Raw genomic sequence first — 17,606 nt, 5'->3', positions numbered from 1 at the left:
CGCAACCGAAGGAGATTGCCATGGCCAATATCGGCGCATTCCAGAAAACAAAGACCGGCTGGTCCGGCCGCATCCGCACGCTTGTCATCGATGCCGAAGTGGTGCTCATCCCCGCGAGGAAATCCGACGCGGAGCATGCGCCGGACTTCCGTATCCATATCGCTGACAAAGACGGTCCCGAAGTCGGAGCCGCCTGGAAGGAGAGCGGCGAGAAGGCCGGCGACTACCTCTCCTTGCAGCTTGACGATCCGACGCTCGTGCAGCCAATCCGTGCGAACCTCTTCCGGGCGGACGACGATGAAAGCGCGTGGTCGTTGCACTGGAATCGCCCGAAGCCGCGCGATGGGCGGGACTGATGACCATGCAGTCCAGCATCGCAATCGCATTCAAAATCCTCATCCCGTTGTTCGCGGAAAGGCCGTCTCATCCCGTCGTCCCGCTCGGCCGCAGGACGGCCGGCGCGCGCAGCGCAGGTCAGGGGCGGCCTCCGGCCGGCGCTTTGCGCGTACCCTTGACCGCAGCGAGCACGCTGGCAGGCTTGCGGTGCCGCGGAGACAGGGCGCTATTCCGGTATGCCGTTGTCGTGGTGGTCGTGGCGCTCTCGCTCGGCAGCGGATCGGGCGCGGCGATCGCGCAATCCGCGCCGGGCGTACACTCGGCTGATCCCTATGCAGCGCATATCGCCGAAGCCTCGAAGCGCTTCGGCATTCCGGAGCGCTGGATCCGCGCCGTGTTGCGCGCCGAAAGCGCGGGCGATGTGCGTGCCATCTCGTCCGCCGGCGCTATTGGATTGATGCAGGTCATGCCCGATACCTGGGCCGAGCTTCGTGTCCGCTATGATCTCGGCCGCAACCCTTACGACCCGCGCGACAACATCCTCGCCGGCACCGCGTACCTGCGCGAGATGTGGGATCGCTACGGCGACACGACCGCCATGCTTGCCGCCTACAATGCCGGTCCCGCACGCTATGACGAGCACCGCGCGACCCGCCGTCCGCTCCCCGCTGAAACACGAGCATACGTCGCTTCGCTTGCGCCCGCGCTGCACGGCGAGCGCCCGTCAAAAATCGCATTCGCGGTCGCGCGGCCAACCGACTGGCGCGAGGCGGCGATCTTCGTCCTGCGCGACGACGGCACACCGGCCGTCGATCCTGTGTCTCCCGATCGCGCGCCGGACAGCGCCCGCTCACCCGTCCCAGCGAGACCCGAAAAGCTAACTGCCTCCCAACCGGTGGGGCTTTTCGTCGCCCGCAATGCTGGCGGAGACCGGCCATGAGCGGCGGCGCGGCAATTCGCATCTTCTCGTGCGCTGGTGTGTCATGGAGAGCGCCGGGGGTGGAGGCAGGTGCAGCAACCGGACGATGGCGAGATAAAAAGGCGCACGGTGCACTTCGGTCGGGTGGTTGTTTTTGTTCATGTTTTTGGCGCATTCCGCACCGTGCAGCGCTCACGCGCACCGTGCGCTCCGCACTCATCCTTCTGTTTTTCCGATCTCTTTTGCACGGTGCGGGCGCGCGTCATGGCCGATGACCGCGAGTTCCGCATTCGTCCGGGGCGCATTCGCTCCACCCGTTCGCAGCAATCCCGGCCTTTCATCGCTCAGGCGCTCGCCGCCGCGCAGAAGGCCGGCGGGCGCGTGTCGCGCTCCGGCAAGATCTCGTCTGGCAAACGGTCACGCTTCGGGCGCGGCCAGCGCGCCAGCATCCAGGCCAACCGCCTGCTCACCGGGCGCTCGCGCATCGTCGTCATCAAGACCCGCGTCGTTCGCCACATGGCGCGCTCCGCCCCGCTCGGCGCGCACCTCAACTACCTGCGCCGCGATGGCGTCACCCGCGACGGGGAAAAAGCGCGGATGTTCGGACCGTCAAGCGACGAAATGGACGTTCGCGCCTTCGCCGAGCGCTGCGAGGACGATCGGCATCATTTCCGCTTCATCGTCTCGCCGGAGGATGCCCCCGAGATGGCCGACCTCAAGTCCTATACGCGCGAACTGATGGGCCAGATGCAAAAGGATCTCGGCACCAGGCTCGACTGGGTCGCCGTCGATCACTGGAACACCGACAATCCTCACATCCATGTCATCCTGCGTGGTCGCACCGACGACGGCCAGGACCTCGTCATCTCGCGCGACTACATCAAGGAGGGAATGCGTGCCCGCGCTGCGGACCTCGTCACGCAGGAACTCGGGCAGCGCACCGACCTCGACATCAGCCGGAATCTCGAACGTCAGGTCGAAGCCGAGCGCTGGACGCAGCTCGACCGTCAGCTTGTCCGCGACGCCGGCAAGTCTGGTGTTATCGATCTCGCTCCGCGCGCCGACGGCCAACCGGACGAGTTTCATGCGCTGAAGGTTGGCCGGCTGCGGACTCTCGAAGTTCTTGGCGTCGCCGGTCAGGTCGGTCATTCGCAATGGTTCATCAAGCCCGAGGCGGAGACGGTCCTGCGCGAGCTCGGCGAGCGCAGCGACATTATCAAGCGCATGCATCGCGCGCTCACCGACCGCGGCATCGAGCGCGGCTCGGCCAGCTATGTGCTCGCCGGAGAAAGCCTCGACGTTCCCGTCATCGGCCGCCTGGTCGATCGCGGTCTCGACGACGAATTGAAAGGCACGGCCTATTCCGTGGTCGATGGCGTCGACGGCCGCACCCATCATATCAAGCTGCCGCATCTCGACGCCGCCGGCGACAGCCCGCCCGGTTCGATCGTCGAGCTACGCGCCTGGCACGATGGAGAAGGACAGCGCAGTGTCGCGCTCGCCGTCCGCTCCGATCTCGATCTCCACGCGCAGGTGAACGCCACCGGCGCGACCTGGCTCGACCGGCAGGCAATAGCCCGCGAGCCCATTGCGCTTTCGGAAGGCGGCTTCGGCTCGGAAGTCCGGCAGGCGATGGAGGAGCGGGCCGAACGTCTTATCGGTGAGAGCCTTGCGGAGCGCCAGGGCGGGCGCGTTGTCTTCGCACGACGCCTGCTCAACACGCTGCGCGACCGGGAGGTCAATGCGCTCGGGGAAAAGCTCGCGGCCGAGACTGGCCTGCCATTCGCCCGCGCCGGTTCCGGCGAGTATGTCGCCGGTTCTTATCGCCAGCGCTTTGCGCTCGCCTCCGGCCGCTTTGCCATGATCGACGACGGCCTCGGCTTCCAGCTCGTGCCCTGGTCGCCTTCCCTCGAAAAGCAGATCGGTCGCCATGTCTCGGGTGTCGCTCGTGACGATGGCGGCGTCGATTGGGACTTCGGCCGCAAGCGCGGGCTCGGCCTCTAGCCTCAACCAGAAAGGAGATCGCCCATGTCCGCGACAAAAATCCTATGGGGACAGATCCTCATTGTGTTCGTGATCGTCCTCGCCACCACCTGGGGCGCGACGCAATATGTCGCGTCGAGCCTTGGCTATCAGGCCCAGCTCGGCGAGCCTTGGTTCCGGCTGCTCGGCGTGCCGATCTATTTCCCGGTCGCCATCATGTGGTGGTGGTATTTCTACGATGCCTACGCGCCGGGGATATTCGCCACCGGCGGCATGATCGCCGCGTCGGGTGGCTTTATCGCGATCGCCGTCGCCATCGGCATGTCGGTCTGGCGGGCGCGGGAGGCGAAGAACGTCGCCACCTATGGTTCGGCCCGCTGGGCGCAGGATCAGGAAATCCGTGACGCAGGCCTGCTCGGTCCGGATGGCGTGGTGCTCGGCCGGTACGAACGGGACTACTTACGCCATGATGGAGCGGAGCATGTGTTGTGCTTCGCTCCGACGCGATCCGGCAAGGGCGTTGGCCTTGTCGTGCCTTCACTGCTGACCTGGCCGGGCTCGGCCATTGTCCATGACATCAAGGGCGAGAACTGGACGCTCACCGCCGGCTTCCGGTCACGGCATGGCCGGGTGCTGCTCTTCGATCCGACGAACCCCAAATCCTCGGCCTATAATCCGTTGCTCGAGGTCCGCCGCGGCGAATGGGAAGTCCGCGACGTGCAGAACATCGCCGACATCCTTGTCGACCCAGAAGGCAGCCTGGACAAGCGGAATCACTGGGAGAAGACGAGCCACAGCCTACTCGTCGGCGCGATCCTGCATGTCCTCTATGCCGAACCGGAAAAGACGCTCGCCGGCGTCGCCAGCTTCCTCTCCGATCCCAAGCGGCCGGTGGAGTCGACGCTGCGCGCCATGATGAAGACAGCGCATCTTGGGTCGAGCGGACCGCACCCCGTCGTCGCCAGCGCCGCACGCGAGCTCCTCAACAAATCCGACAACGAACGCTCCGGCGTGCTGTCTACCGCGATGTCGTTTCTCGGCTTGTACCGCGACCCGGTCGTCGCTGAAGTAACGCGCCGTTGCGACTGGCGGATCAGTGATATTGTCGGCAACGAGCGCCCGGCCACGCTCTACCTTGTCGTGCCGCCCTCGGACATCAACCGCACAAAGCCTCTGATCCGGTTGCTGCTCAACCAGATCGGCCGTCGCCTGACCGAGGACCTGCAGGCGAAAGCCGGGCGCCATCGCCTGTTGCTGATGCTTGACGAGTTTCCGGCACTGGGCAGGCTGGACTTCTTCGAGAGCGCGCTGGCCTTCATGGCGGGATACGGCCTCAAAAGCTTCCTGATCGCGCAGAGCCTTAATCAGATCGAGAAGGCTTATGGGCCGAACAATTCGATCCTCGACAATTGCCATGTGCGCGTCAGCTTCGCCACGAATGACGAACGAACGGCGAAGAGGGTGAGCGACGCCCTCGGCACCGCCACCGAAATGAAGGCGATGAAAAACTATGCCGGCCACCGGCTGTCACCTTGGCTGGGGCACCTCATGGTGTCCCGCTCTGAAACCGCCCGCCAGTTGCTCACACCGGGGGAAATCATGCAGCTGCCGCCGACCGACGAGATCGTCATGGTCGCCGGCATCCCGCCGATCCGGGCGAAGAAGGTGCGCTATTACGAGGACGCCCGGTTCAAGGAGCGGGTGCTGTCGCCGCCCGATCTGAAGCGCCCGGCCACTGTCGGCCCGGATGACTGGAGCAGCCTGCCGATACCGGCAATGCCGGACGAGCTGGCAGCGACCACCGCATCCCCGGATGACGATGACCCCACCGAATCCGAGCGTCGGCTGCAACCTGAACTCAGTCGCGTAAAGCCGGTGGAGAAGAAGGCTCCAATCAAAAACGAGTTCGAGATTGAACCTTCGGATGACACCGATGAGGACGCCGTCCGCTATCGGCGCATGGTTCGCCAGATGCAGGGCGTCGCGCGGCAGGTCTCGCTCGACCTCAATGACGGTATGGATCTGTAGGCGTCATGACCAGTCGTATGAAGAAAAGAAAGGTGACGATCTATCTGGACCCCTATGTCGAGAAGACGCTGGTGGATTTTGCCGCTCGCCGCGATCAATCGCAGTCCATGATCGCCGAGGCCGCCATCGCCTCCTTCCTCTCGCCGGATGACGCCGAAAGGCGCGAGGCGATCGTCGCCAAGCGCCTCGACCAGATCGATCGCCGCATGACACGACTTGAGCGTGACGTCGGCATCGCCATCGAAAGCCTCGCCGTGTTCATTCGCTTCTGGCTCACCACCACACCTGCATTGCCTGAGCCAGCCGCACAGGCAGCACGCGCCAAGGCAAGTGAGCGATACGAAGCGTATATCACTGCTCTCGGTCGGCGTCTCGCACAGGGGCCGAAACTGCGTCAGGAGATATCGGAGGACATTCCTGACCGATAGCAGATCCGTGCGCTTTTTTATAAATGACGGCTTAAATTGGTATCTGGGAGCCGGTCAGATGTTGGCGCTAAAGTTTTTATAGGCAGTCACATCAACTGAGAGATCGGCAGCTACGGAGGCAATTTCCCGATGATCGGCCCTCGCTCTTCGTCGTTCGTAAGTCTGGGAATTGTTATCAATGGTGTTCAGCAGATTTGCCATGCGAGTGGCATCTATTCGGCCAAGTAAAGGTGCGATGAGACGGCCGAAGCGCCTGTCCGCATCATCATAACTCGCGGATCGTCCGTAGTTGCGAATACCTATTTCGCATGCGGTGTGAAGGAGCCCTTCACCTTCGGAGTCATCGAGGAGATGTTTCCAATTCACTTCCTCGACTGCATCGAAGGCATCCGGAGTTTCCGCGGACAGTGCATTGAGGTGTGTGGGGAAGTCCGGATGGAGGAAAGACGCTTTCAGTTTAAGGTTGATATCTGCGCTGGTCTGTCCCTGGATCAGTATTTGGGCAGCTGAATTGAGTGAGCCGAAAGGCGCTTGATATTCCGCAAGAAAATGAACCAGGGCGATCAACAGTTCAGCGTCCGGTCCGACGTCACTAAAATATCCCTGATCTCCGTCCATCGCCGAACGGATAGCTGCGGGGTTTCGCTCGTAGATGACCGCGAGCGCAGCGAGGTTGATATCACGATGGGCGTCGGTGTCGGCATTTCTGAGTTTGAAACAGAACTTCCACACAGCCCGGAAAAGTTCCAGTTCAACGGCACTCGACATATTCTGGAAATAGCGGGCTTCGAGATAGGATTTGAGTGTGCTCCTGGATATCAGCAGCGCCTTGTTCACGGCGATGTCTTCAACCAGGGTCATGACGATCCGCTTCGAGAACAACGGCGGCTTGAGAAGCACGGCCTCCAGAGCCGTGCGGATGTGGGCACGGACGGCCTCCTTGGTGGGATGGAACAGAAGATCGGTTCCGGTCAGGACCGGATGTGCCGACAAATGCCGAAGCTTTTGTAGTCCCTGCAGCTGGATGTGCTCACCGGTTTCGAGGAATTTCGTGCGTTTGGCCACTTCGTCGAGGAGGTATATTTCCCAATCAGGGCTGGTGGGATTGGAGGCTTGTTTAGCCTCGACATCCCGCAGAAGATTTTCTGCCTGCTTGTCGCCGTGCATGTCGCGTAATGCTTGCAGCTTGTAGACGAGGTCGCAGACGACCACGGTCCACAGCATGACAAGGCTGCTTCGATAGCAATTGTTGGCAAAGGAGCGCGTGACTTCCTCAAAATACTCACGCGATCTTTTGTCAATGATACGTTCAGCAGCGAGATCAATTGAGAAAGTGGACATTCGAATTCCCGTGTATTTTACCTTGCCGAAAAAGTCCCATACGCAGGGACGCTTGTTCGGAGGCTGTAGTGATTCGTTTTGCGCTAATACTTGGTAAAGTTGAATGTTTCGTTGCGGCAGTCAAAAAAACTGACGAATAGGGGAATCTAAGAGGCATCTGCTGCAGGTATCTCGCGAGGCTTCAATCGCCATTCTCCTGTATTTGCACGCTACGCTACTACGATGCCAGATACTTGTTGTGTAGGCCTAATTCCAGGTCCTTTTAATCATCCCTGATCCGGGGACCATCAGTTGCGTCCCCACAGAAACGGGGACGACATGGCAGTCACTCACCGCAAACAGGAAGCGATCCAGCGCGGCGCGCGCATGTTGCGCACCGCGCTCGGGCCCGCGGTCGCCCGGTTTCTGGAAGACACGGCCGTGGTCGAGGTCATGCTGAATCCTGATGGCCGCATCTGGGTGGATCGTCTCTCTGAAGGGTTGGCCGACACCGGCGAGACGATGACGGCTGCCGATGGCGAACGCATTGTGCGCCTGGTCGCTCATCATGTCGGTGCGGAGGTGCATGTGCGCGCGCCGCGCGTATCAGCGGAACTGCCGGAAACCGGCGAGCGCTTTGAAGGCCTGCTGCCCCCAGTGGTTGCTGCGCCAGCTTTCGCCATACGCAAGCCCGCCATCGCCGTGTTCACACTCGACGACTATGTGGCGGCCGACATCATGACCGCTGACCAGGCAGAAACGCTGCGCGCCGCCGTGGTCTCCCGCGCCAATATTCTCGTCGCGGGCGGCACGTCCACCGGCAAGACCACTTTGACAAACGCGCTGCTCGCCGAGATCGCCAAGGGCGCGGATCGTGTCATCATCATCGAGGACACGCGCGAACTGCAATGTGCTGCGCCCAACCTGGTTTCGATGCGCACGAAGGACGGTGTGGCGACACTCTCCGATCTCGTCCGGTCCTCTCTACGTCTGCGGCCCGACCGTATCCCCATCGGAGAGGTGCGCGGCTCCGAGGCGCTTGATCTTCTGAAGGCGTGGGGCACCGGACACCCCGGCGGCATTGGCACCATTCACGCCGGAAGCGGCATCGGTGCACTGCGCCGTCTCGAGCAGCTCATTCAGGAAGCCGTCGTCACAGTCCCGCGCGCGCTGATAGCTGAGACGATCGACATCGTTGCCGTCCTCGCCGGGCGCGGCTCGTCCCGTCGGCTCACTGAGCTCGCCCGCGTCGAAGGGCTCGGCCCAGGCGGCGACTATCGCATCACCCCAGCCACATCGAACTCAGGAGAACGCCAATGATCCACGTGCTTTCGCGCGGCCGTCGCATCGTAGCGACCGCCGCCGCTACTCTTTCCCTCAGCATGATGATTGTCCCGGCCGCGCATGCGTCCGGCTCGTCCATGCCGTGGGAACAGCCGCTTCAGCAAATCCTCCAGTCGATCGAGGGTCCGGTCGCCAAGATCGTCGCGGTGATCATCATTATCGCCACCGGCCTGGCGCTGGCCTTCGGCGACACCTCGGGCGGGTTCCGTCGCCTGATCCAGATCGTGTTCGGCCTGTCGATCGCGTTCGCCGCGTCGAGCTTCTTCCTGTCGTTCTTCTCGTTCGGCGGCGGGGCGCTAGTCTGATGGCTGCTGCCTTCGAACAACTCGACGTGGTTCCTGGCTTCACCGTACCGGTTCATCGCGCGCTGACCGAGCACATCCTGCTCGGCGGCGCTCCACGCTCCATTGCGATCATGAACGGGACGCTCGCCGGAGCCGTAGGCCTCGGCCTACGGCTCTGGCTGGTCGGCCTCGCCATATGGGCCATCGGTCATTTCGTCGCCGTCTGGGCGGCGAAGCGTGACCCGCTCTTTGTCGAGGTCGGGCGCAGGCACCTGCGCATCCCCGGTCATTTGTCTGTCTGAGGAGCGCGGTCATGATGAACCTTGCCGAATATCGCCGCACTGCCGCGCGCCTTGCCGATTACCTGCCATGGGTCGCACTCGTCGGCCCCGGCATCATGCTGAACAAAGACGGTTCCTTCCAGCGCACGGCCCGCTTTCGCGGGCCCGACTTGGACTCTTCCGTTGCAGCCGAACTGGTCGCGGTCGCAAGCCGCATCAACAACGCCTTCCGCCGGCTCGGTTCCGGCTGGAGTATTTTCGTCGAAGCCCAGCGGCACGAGGCCGCGATTTATCCGAACAGCCTCTTTCCCGATCCAGCTTCCGGCCTGGTCGATGCTGAGCGCAAGGCTGATTTCGAGGAAGCGGGGGCGCATTTCGTGTCGAGCTACTTCCTGACCTTCTTGTTTCTTCCGCCTGCGGAGGAAGCCGCACGCACCGAGTCGTGGCTGTACGAAGGCCGCGAACGATCAGGCATCGATCCGCACGAGATCCTGCGCGCCTTCACCGATAGGACCGATCGCGTGTTGGCGCTGCTCGATGGCTTCATGCCGTCCTGCCGCTGGCTCGATGATAGCGAGACGCTGACCTACCTGCATTCTACGGTTTCCACCAAGCGCCATCGCGTCCGTGTGCCGGAAACGCCGATCTATCTCGACGCGCTGCTCGCCGATCAAACGCTGACAGGCGGTCTGGAGCCGCGGCTGGGCGACCAGCATCTTCGTATTCTCACTATCGTCGGCTTCCCCACCACGACGACGCCCGGCCTGCTGGACGACCTTAACCGGCTGGCCTTCCCATATCGTTGGTCGACCCGGGCGATCCTGATCGACAAGACCGATGCGACCAGGCTGCTGACCAAGATCAGGCGCCAGTGGTTCGCCAAGCGCAAGTCCATCGCCGCGATCCTGAAAGAGGTGATGACGAACGAGCAGTCGGTGCTCGTCGACACCGATGCTGCGAACAAGGCGGCCGACGCCGATCTCGCCTTGCAGGAGCTCGGATCTGATGTGGCGGGAATGGCCTATGTCACCGCCACCATCACCGTCTGGGATGCTGATCCGCAGCTTGCCGACGAGAAACTGCGGCTGGTCGAAAAGGTCATCCAGGGCCGCGACTTCACCGCCATGATCGAGACGGTCAACGCGGTGGATGCATGGATCGGCAGCTTGCCCGGTCATGCCTACGCAAATGTCCGCCAGCCGCCGATCTCGACGCTCAATCTCGCTCACATGATCCCTCTCTCCGCCGTGTGGGCGGGGCCGGAACGAGACGAGCATTTCGATGCGCCCCCGCTGCTCTTTGGAAAGACCGAAGGCTCCACCCCGTTCCGACTTTCCCTTCATGTCGGTGACGTGGGCCACACCCTCGTCGTCGGTCCGACAGGCGCGGGAAAGTCCGTGCTGCTGGCGCTCATGGCGCTCCAGTTCCGTCGTTACGATCACGCTCAGGTCTTCGCCTTCGATTTCGGCGGCAGCATCCGCGTCGCGGCGCTCGCCATGGGCGGAGATTGGCACGATCTCGGCGGCAGCCTCACCGAAGGTTCCGACACTTCGGTTTCGCTTCAGCCGCTCGCCCGTATCCATGACGCTCATGAGCGCGCATGGGCCGCCGACTGGATTGCGGCGATTCTGATGCGCGAAGGTATGGCGACTACGCCCGAGGTGAAGGAGCATATCTGGACCGCTCTGACATCGCTCGCCTCCGCGCCGGTAGAGGAACGCACCATCACCGGCCTCGCTGTCCTACTGCAATCCAACGATCTAAAGCAGGCGCTTCGCCCTTACTGTGTCGGCGGTCCCAATGGCCGGTTGCTCGATGCCGAAACTGAGCACCTGGGCAGTTCGCGAGTGCAGGCATTCGAGATCGAGGGCCTTGTCGGCACGGGTGCCGCTCCCGCGGTGCTGACCTATCTGTTCCATCGCATCGGCGACAGGTTGGACGGTTCCCCGACGCTGCTGATCATCGACGAAGGTTGGCTGGCGCTGGATGACGAGGGTTTCTCCAACCAGCTCCGCGAATGGCTGAAGACGCTCCGTAAGAAGAACGCATCCGTCATCTTCGCCACGCAGTCACTTTCCGACATCGACAGTTCGGGCATCGCCCCTGCGATCATCGAAAGTTGCCCGACGCGGCTGCTACTGCCGAACGAACGCGCCATCGAACCGCAGATTACGGCAATCTATCGCCGGTTCGGCCTCAATGACCGCCAGATAGAAGTCCTCGCGCGGGCGACACCGAAACGGGACTACTACTGCCAGTCGCGGCGCGGCAACCGCCTGTTCGAGCTAGGGCTGTCCGAAGTCGGCCTCGCACTCTGCGCCGCATCCTCCAAATCCGATCAGACCCTGATTGCCAACCTTGTTGCCGGGCACGGCCGCGAGGGTTTCCTCGCCGCCTGGCTGGCAACCCGCGGCGCCGGCTGGGCGGTCGATCTTCTGCCGAATTTCCACACTCCCCGCCCCCAACCCGAAAAGGAGCTTCAGCCATGAGCATCCGTCGCATTCGCAAATTCTCCGCCGTTCTCCCCGCGACCATGCTGGCTATGCCGCTCGCGATCTCGCCGCTTTCGACCCTTCCCGCCTATGCGTGGAGGATTGTCTTCGATCCGAGCAACTATGCGCAGAACGTTCTCACGGCAGCGCGCACGCTGGAGCAGATCAACCAGCAGATCACCTCGCTTCAAAACGAGGCCACCATGTTGATGAACCAGGCACGCAATCTAGCGAGCCTGCCGTTCTCCTCGCTTCAGACGCTTCAGCAGAATGTCCAGCGCACGCAGCAACTCCTGAACCAGGCGCAGAACATCGCTTTCGACGTGCAGGGCATCGACCAAGCATTCCAGAGCCAATACGGCAATGTTCAGATGTCGGCGACGGATCAGCAGCTCGTTACCGATGCCCGCTCCCGCTGGCAGAACACCGTTGGCAGCTTGCAGGACGCCATGCGCGTCCAGGCCGGCGTCGTCGGCAATATCGACACCAACCGCACGCAGATGCGCGAACTGGTGAGTCAAAGCCAGGGCGCGACCGGCGCGCTTCAGGCGACTCAGGCCGGCAACCAGCTTCTCGCGCTGCAATCGCAGCAGCTTTCCGATCTGGTCGCGCTGCTCGCCGCCAACGGCCGGTCGGGCGCGCTGACCGAGGCCGAGCGAACTGCGGCCGCCGAGCAGGGGCGAGAACAGCGTCGCCGCTTCCTGACGCCCGGTTCCGACTATCAGCCCGGCAACGTGCAGATGTTCAGCGGCAACTGAAAGCCTGAAGGGAGCATTGTCATGGACGGCAAAATGCTGGCCCGGCTGGGCGCAGTCGTATTCGTCGCCGTCGCCATCACTGCGGCGGTCGTCGAATTGATCCGCAAGGAAGAGCCGCCGGAGGCCTCGCCGGTGCGGGTTGGCCAGCCCCAAAGCGATCCACTGCGCGAAGGGCAGCGTCGGTGCCAGCAGCTTGGCCAGCAGGCGGGAAGCGACGCCGAATGCCTGCGCGTCTGGGCCGAGACACGCGATCGGTTCCTCGGTCGACCGACCGCCCCAACATCACCATCTTTGAACGAAGGACGGTAATCGTGGGCGGATCGGGGGTAATCGACAGTTTTCTGGGAACATTCACCCGATACATCGACAGCGGCTTTGGTCTGCTCGGTGGCGAGGTGGCATTTATCGCGACGACGTTGATCGTCATCGATATTACGCTAGCGGCGCTATTCTGGAGTTGGGGCGCCGACGACGACATTATCGCCCGGCTCGTGAAGAAGACGCTGTTTGTCGGCGTCTTCGCCTATCTGATTTCCAACTGGAACAACCTTGCGAAGATTGTCTTCGACAGCTTCTCCGGTCTCGGCCTGAAAGCCTCCGGGACCGGGTTCACCGCGCAGGATCTCCTCCGTCCCGGCAAAGTGGCGCAGGCAGGACTGGACGCGGCCCGGCCGCTGCTCGAATCCATCTCCGACCTCATGGGCTGGATCGCCTTCTTCGAGAACTTCATTCAGATCGCCTGCCTGCTCTTCGCCTGGGCGCTCGTCATTCTCGCGTTCTTCATTCTCAGCGTCCAACTGTTCGTGACTTTGATCGAATTCAAACTGTCCACGCTGGCCGGCTTTGTATTGATCCCTTTCGGCCTCTTCGGGAAAACCGCGTTCATGGCCGAGCGCGTGCTCGGCAACGTAATCTCCAGCGGCATCAAGGTCCTGGTTCTCGCCGTCATTGTCGGCATCGGTTCGACGCTCTTCAGCCAGTTTACGCAAGGTTTTGGCGGTCATACCCCGAGTATCGACGACGCCATGGCGGTCGTGCTCGCTGCCCTTTCGCTCGTCGGCCTCGGAATATTCGGACCCGGCATCGCGGCTGGCCTCGTTAGCGGTGGCCCGCAGCTTGGCGCAGGCGCCGCGGTTGGCACCGGTCTGGCGGTCGGCGGCGCAGCGCTGGCCGCAGGTGGCGGTGCGATGCTGGCCGCAAGAGGTGGCGCAGCCCTGCTTTCCGGCGGCGCCGCAGCCATGCGAGGCGGTGCAGCAGCGACCGGAGCTGCATCTTCTGCCTACACGTTGGGTTCGATGGGACAGGCCGGTTCGTCGAGCATCGTCTCCGGCCTCGGCGGCGTGGCGCGCGCCGCCGGATCGTCCGCCATGTCACCGCTGCGCCGTGCTACGTCGCGCTCTTCCGACAGCATGAAATCCAGTTTCTCCGATGGCACCCGCGCCGGCTTTGGTGCGACCGGCGGGACATCGACGATGGGGACAGTCGGCGGCGAAGCCGATCCTTCTTCCGTCGCGCCGGGAGCAACGACTGACCAGCCGCCTGCATGGGCTCAACGCATAAAGCGCGGCAGCCATGTCTCCCACGGCGTCAGCGCTGCCGCGCACGCAGTTCGCTCGGGCGACGGTCATGGGTCCGGTGCCTCCGTCAATCTCTCTGAAAGTGACCGCTCATGAATCTCTTCAAACGGCCCGCCGTGCATTACGGCAAAACACCTCAACCGGAAACGCCGTATCAGAAGGCCGCGCAGGTCTGGGACGAACGGATCGGCTCGGCCCGCGTGCAGGCGAAGAACTGGCGCTATATGGCCATCGGCTCGCTGGTCCTGTCGGCTGGCTTCGCCGCAGCCCTGGTCTACCAATCGGTACGGGGGACCGTCGTGCCGTGGATCGTGCAGGTGGACAATCTCGGTCAGGCGCAGGCTATTGCCCCTGCTACCGCCGATTTCCGCCCGACCGATCCGCAAGTGGCCTGGCACCTCGCACGCTTCATCGAGCAAACGAGAAGCATTCCGGCCGACCCGATCATCGTCCGGCAGAACTGGCTTCGGGCTTACGAATGGACGACGGATCGGGGCGCTGCCGCCCTCAATGACTACGCACGCGCCAACGACCCGTTCACCAAGGTCGGCAAGCAGCAGATCGCGGTTGAAGTCTCCAGCGTCATAAGGGCATCGCCCGACAGTTTTCGTGTTGCATGGACCGAGCGGCATTTCGAGAACGGCCAGCTTTCCACCACCGAACGCTGGACCGCAATCCTGACCATCGTGATCCAGCAGCCGCGCGACGTCGAGGGGATCAAGGTCAATCCTCTCGGCATCTACGTCAACGCCATCAACTGGTCGCGGGAGATGAGCCAATGAAGACAGCTTTCCGTAACCGCGATATTCCGGTTTTCCGTAAATCCGTGCTTCCTGTTCTGCTGCTTTCCGCCACCACATTGGCCGGCTGCGCCACGCTGCAAAAACCGCCGGAGATCAGCTACGACCGGAACGTGCCTCCGTTGCCATCCGTACCCACGTCAGTCACTGACGATCGACCGCGCCCGATCCATATCCCTCCGGCTTGGACACCGGCAAAGGGCGGGACGGCTGGCAGCACGCCGATAGCCCGCGTCGAGAACGCCAATGCCGCGGCTCGCGTCCAGCCGCGCCGGGAGGGATATTTCAACGCAATCCAGATTTACCCCTGGTCCGAAGGCGCGCTGTATCAGGTCTACGCCGCACCGGGGCAGATCACCGACATAGCCCTTGAGCCGGGCGAAAACCTGACCGGTGCTGGGCCGATTGCGGCCGGCGATACCGCGCGTTGGATCATAGGTGACACCGAAAGCGGCGTCGGCACGACAAAGCGGGTCCACATCCTTGTGAAACCAAGCCGCGCCGACATCACGACCAACCTTGTCGTGACGACCGACCGGCGCGTCTACATGATCGAGCTGCGTTCCGGTGCAAAGCCCTACATGCCTTCAGTCGCATGGGCATATCCGCAGCCGCCAGGCAGACAAGGCCAGAGCGTTCCGGCGACGCCGGTCATTCCGGCCGTCGCATCGCGCAATTATCGATACGGCCTGAGTGGCGATAACCCGCCTTGGAAACCGGTCTCAGTCTATGATGACGGCCGGCGCGTCTATGTCGAGTTTCCGCGCGGCATCGTCCAGGGCGAAATGCCGCCGATCTTCTTGATCGGATCCGAGGGCGAGGCGCAGATCGCCAACACGCGTGTCTACCGTCATATCCTGATCGTCGATCGTCTGTTCGGAGCGGCCGAACTGCGCCTCGGCAGCGGCGGCCGGCAGCAAACGGTGAGGATTGTCCGTACCGACGGGAGGCCGGCGTCATGAGCGAGGAGAACAACAACAACAGCGCTCCGATGCGGCTGCGGGCAGAGCCGCCGCGCGTCACCCGGCTGTCGCGCAAGGTCCTTGCCAGCGTCACCGCCGTTGCTCTGGTCGGGATTGGCGGCGCCCTGATCTATGCCCTTCAGACCCGAAATGCCGGCCGTGACGGCGAGGCATTGTACTCGACCGCAAATCGGCAGACGGCAGACGGTCTCGCCGGCCTGCCGCGAGACTATACCGGCCCGGTTCTTGGCGCGCCTTTGCCCGGCGATCTCGGGCGGCCGATTCTTGACGCACAGAACCGCGGCCAGCCCGTCGTCCCTCCGGCGATTTCGACACCAACTGTCGATGAAGCCGAGCAGCGCCGGCTTGCAGAGGAAGAGGCCGCGCGCACGTCGCGCGTCTTCTTCCAGACCCAGCCTGGCACGAAGGAGGCCACATCGGCAGGTTCAATAACCCCAAGCGCTCCCGGTTTCGATCTCGCCGGCCTCGCTGGTCAGCCGGGTCAGCAGACCGTGCAGGATCGACAAAACGCATTCCTCAATGCGCCGGTCGATCGCCGCACCACCGCCACGGATCGCGTCATCGCGCCTGCTTCGCCCTTCGTGCTCCAGGCCGGGGCCGTCATTCCTGCCGCACTTATAACCGGCATTCGTTCCGATCTTCCCGGCCAGATTATCGCGCAAGTGACGGAGAACATCTACGACAGTCCGACTGGTCGCAGTCTCGTGGTTCCGCAAGGAACGAGGATCATCGGTCAATACGATAACAATGTGCAATTCGGCCAGAGACGGGCGTTGCTGGTCTGGGATCGGCTGATTTTTCCGAATGGACGGTCGATCGTGCTCGAACGTCAACCGGGCGCCGATCCGCAGGGCTATGCCGGCCTCGAGGATGGTGTCGATTATCATTGGTGGGATCTTGCCAAGGCGGCGGGCTTGTCCACCTTGCTCGCGGTCGGCACAGAGTTGGCCGTCAGTGATGAAGATCGTCTCGTGGCTGCTATACGGGATGGCGCGCAGGACACGATCAACGACGCTGGTCAGCAGATCATCCGCCGTCAGTTGCAAGTCGCGCCGACCCTGACCATCCGGCCCGGCTTCCCCGTTCGCGTGATCGTTACGCGTGACCTTGTCCTTGAACCTTACAGAGGTTGACCATGACAAAGCTGAAACTTGGCCCGATCGCCGATGATAAGCCAATCAAAGTGTCGCTGGAGCTGCCTGCTTCACTTCATAGCGATCTGATCGCGTATGCTGACGTGCTTGCACGTGAGACGGGGCAGCCCGTAGCCGATCCCGTGAAGCTGATCGTGCCGATGCTTGTCCGGTTTATATCGACAGACCGGGGGTTCGCACGGGCGCGAAAAGGCTCAGCGAGGGCTTAAACTCTTCCGCGCGCCGTCGCTCGCGGCATTGCAGTCCGTTCTTGCGCAATGTCGAGGAGGTCGTGCAGTGCAGGATTCGGGTTGGAATCCATCCAGATCGCCCAAACTGATATGGTGCTCCTGCCCGCAAGGGGAATGAAGACAACACCATCGATGACGGCGCGGGTCCGACCGACGGCAATCGTCACACCAAATCCCGACGCCACCATGTTGATCAGGTCACATTGACTGGCGCGGTGCAGTTGAATTCGCGGTTCTGTACCCGACTTTGTCATTCGGCGAGTAAGATAATCCCTGATATCCGGCCCAAGACCGTTTGCACTTAGGATGAACATTTCCTGTCGAAGGTCATCAATGCTCAATCGGCGCGCACCTGCTTGCGAATGCGATCGTGGGAGAACCGCCAGGATCGGCTCATCGCCAAGACGCTGCGATTGGAATCCTCCGTTCTCATGGCGACTCGCCACAATCGCCACGTCCACGCGCCGCTGATGCACCAGGGCCGAACTCGCGCTGGCGGTGCCCTCCACTATTTCCAACTCAACTCCGGAATGTTTCTCGCGGAAGCGCTCGAACAATTCGCCGAACAAGGTAAATGGTACGCTGGCACCAACCGTAAGTTCGCCATGTTCACCACGTTGCGAGGCCTCTGCCTGCCGCATGGCGCGCTTCAAGTGATCAAAGCCCAGCGTAGCTTCCTGCAAGAACCG

At 62.6% G+C, this 17,606-nt stretch carries 18 protein-coding genes; 16 read left to right on the top strand and 2 right to left on the bottom strand.

What is annotated here, in order from left to right; translation table 11 throughout:
* Positions 1-20 precede the first annotated feature (20 nt).
* From V6582_RS02230 to V6582_RS02210, 5 genes are all read left to right on the top strand, one after another.
* Positions 21-356 (top strand): DUF736 domain-containing protein, encoded by a 336-nt coding sequence (locus tag V6582_RS02230; RefSeq protein WP_156634209.1) that lies wholly within the window; start codon positions 21-23, stop codon positions 354-356.
* Between the two features lie 5 nt (positions 357-361).
* A complete protein-coding gene (locus V6582_RS02225; protein ID WP_156634292.1) occupies positions 362-1,276 on the top strand; it encodes a lytic transglycosylase domain-containing protein in 915 nt (304 codons plus the stop codon).
* Positions 1,277-1,519: 243 nt separating this feature from the next.
* Entirely contained in the window at positions 1,520-3,259 is a 1,740-nt protein-coding gene (locus tag V6582_RS02220; RefSeq protein ID WP_156634294.1) for a relaxase/mobilization nuclease domain-containing protein, read from the top strand.
* A gap of 24 nt (positions 3,260-3,283) precedes the next feature.
* On the top strand, positions 3,284-5,266 hold the full coding sequence (locus V6582_RS02215) for a conjugal transfer protein TraG (RefSeq protein WP_156634212.1): 1,983 nt from the start codon (positions 3,284-3,286) through the stop codon (positions 5,264-5,266).
* 5 nt (positions 5,267-5,271) lie between these two features.
* Positions 5,272-5,694, top strand: coding sequence for a CopG family transcriptional regulator (locus V6582_RS02210; RefSeq protein WP_156634214.1), 423 nt, complete (start codon positions 5,272-5,274; stop codon positions 5,692-5,694).
* Between the two features lie 54 nt (positions 5,695-5,748).
* Here V6582_RS02210 and V6582_RS02205 read toward each other — a convergent pair whose 3' ends face one another.
* Entirely contained in the window at positions 5,749-7,035 is a 1,287-nt protein-coding gene (locus V6582_RS02205; RefSeq protein WP_156634216.1) for a hypothetical protein, read from the bottom strand.
* Between the two features lie 318 nt (positions 7,036-7,353).
* On the opposite strand from V6582_RS02205, the gene trbB reads away from it, so the two are divergent.
* The 11 genes from trbB to V6582_RS02150 are packed head-to-tail and all read left to right on the top strand — an operon-like array spanning position 7,354 to position 16,896.
* Complete coding sequence (trbB, locus tag V6582_RS02200) at positions 7,354-8,334, top strand: P-type conjugative transfer ATPase TrbB (protein WP_156634218.1); 981 nt, start codon at positions 7,354-7,356, stop codon at positions 8,332-8,334.
* Positions 8,331-8,663, top strand: a complete 333-nt coding sequence (locus V6582_RS02195) for a TrbC/VirB2 family protein (protein ID WP_156634220.1) — start codon at positions 8,331-8,333, stop codon at positions 8,661-8,663. Before trbB ends, V6582_RS02195 begins: the two co-directional genes overlap by 4 nt.
* Positions 8,663-8,944, top strand: a complete 282-nt coding sequence (locus V6582_RS02190; protein WP_156634222.1) for a VirB3 family type IV secretion system protein — start codon at positions 8,663-8,665, stop codon at positions 8,942-8,944. The genes V6582_RS02195 and V6582_RS02190 overlap by 1 nt, the downstream gene beginning before the upstream one ends.
* An 11-nt stretch (positions 8,945-8,955) precedes the next feature.
* A complete protein-coding gene (gene trbE, locus V6582_RS02185; RefSeq protein ID WP_156634224.1) occupies positions 8,956-11,412 on the top strand; it encodes a conjugal transfer protein TrbE in 2,457 nt (818 codons plus the stop codon).
* On the top strand, positions 11,409-12,173 hold the full coding sequence (gene trbJ, locus V6582_RS02180) for a P-type conjugative transfer protein TrbJ (protein ID WP_156634226.1): 765 nt from the start codon (positions 11,409-11,411) through the stop codon (positions 12,171-12,173). Before trbE ends, trbJ begins: the two co-directional genes overlap by 4 nt.
* A 21-nt stretch (positions 12,174-12,194) precedes the next feature.
* Positions 12,195-12,482 carry a putative entry exclusion protein TrbK-alt gene (gene trbK-alt, locus V6582_RS02175; RefSeq protein WP_112261074.1) on the top strand — a complete coding sequence of 96 codons (288 nt, stop codon included), beginning with the start codon at positions 12,195-12,197 and terminating at the stop codon, positions 12,480-12,482.
* 2 nt (positions 12,483-12,484) lie between these two features.
* Positions 12,485-13,846: a P-type conjugative transfer protein TrbL gene (trbL, locus tag V6582_RS02170; RefSeq protein ID WP_337739378.1), complete on the top strand. Its 1,362-nt coding sequence runs from the start codon at positions 12,485-12,487 to the stop codon at positions 13,844-13,846.
* Entirely contained in the window at positions 13,843-14,532 is a 690-nt protein-coding gene (gene trbF / locus V6582_RS02165; protein WP_156634230.1) for a conjugal transfer protein TrbF, read from the top strand. The genes trbL and trbF overlap by 4 nt, the downstream gene beginning before the upstream one ends.
* Positions 14,529-15,512: a P-type conjugative transfer protein TrbG gene (trbG, locus tag V6582_RS02160; RefSeq protein ID WP_156634232.1), complete on the top strand. Its 984-nt coding sequence runs from the start codon at positions 14,529-14,531 to the stop codon at positions 15,510-15,512. The genes trbF and trbG overlap by 4 nt, the downstream gene beginning before the upstream one ends.
* On the top strand, positions 15,509-16,666 hold the full coding sequence (locus V6582_RS02155) for a TrbI/VirB10 family protein (protein WP_156634234.1): 1,158 nt from the start codon (positions 15,509-15,511) through the stop codon (positions 16,664-16,666). The genes trbG and V6582_RS02155 overlap by 4 nt, the downstream gene beginning before the upstream one ends.
* A gap of 2 nt (positions 16,667-16,668) precedes the next feature.
* Positions 16,669-16,896: a DUF2274 domain-containing protein gene (locus V6582_RS02150; protein ID WP_156634236.1), complete on the top strand. Its 228-nt coding sequence runs from the start codon at positions 16,669-16,671 to the stop codon at positions 16,894-16,896.
* On the opposite strand, the gene V6582_RS02145 is transcribed toward V6582_RS02150, so the two are convergent.
* On the bottom strand, positions 16,893-17,600 hold the full coding sequence (locus V6582_RS02145) for a LysR family substrate-binding domain-containing protein (RefSeq protein WP_234889835.1): 708 nt from the start codon (positions 17,598-17,600) through the stop codon (positions 16,893-16,895). The two genes, V6582_RS02150 and V6582_RS02145, sit on opposite strands and share 4 nt — an antisense overlap.
* Positions 17,601-17,606 lie beyond the last annotated feature (6 nt).

The organism is Agrobacterium vitis, from assembly GCF_037039395.1.
Classification (GTDB): Bacteria; Pseudomonadota; Alphaproteobacteria; order Rhizobiales; family Rhizobiaceae; genus Allorhizobium; species Allorhizobium vitis_E.
The sequence above is the reverse complement of the archived record's forward strand: the minus strand, read 5'-3'. Positions and strand labels throughout refer to the sequence as shown.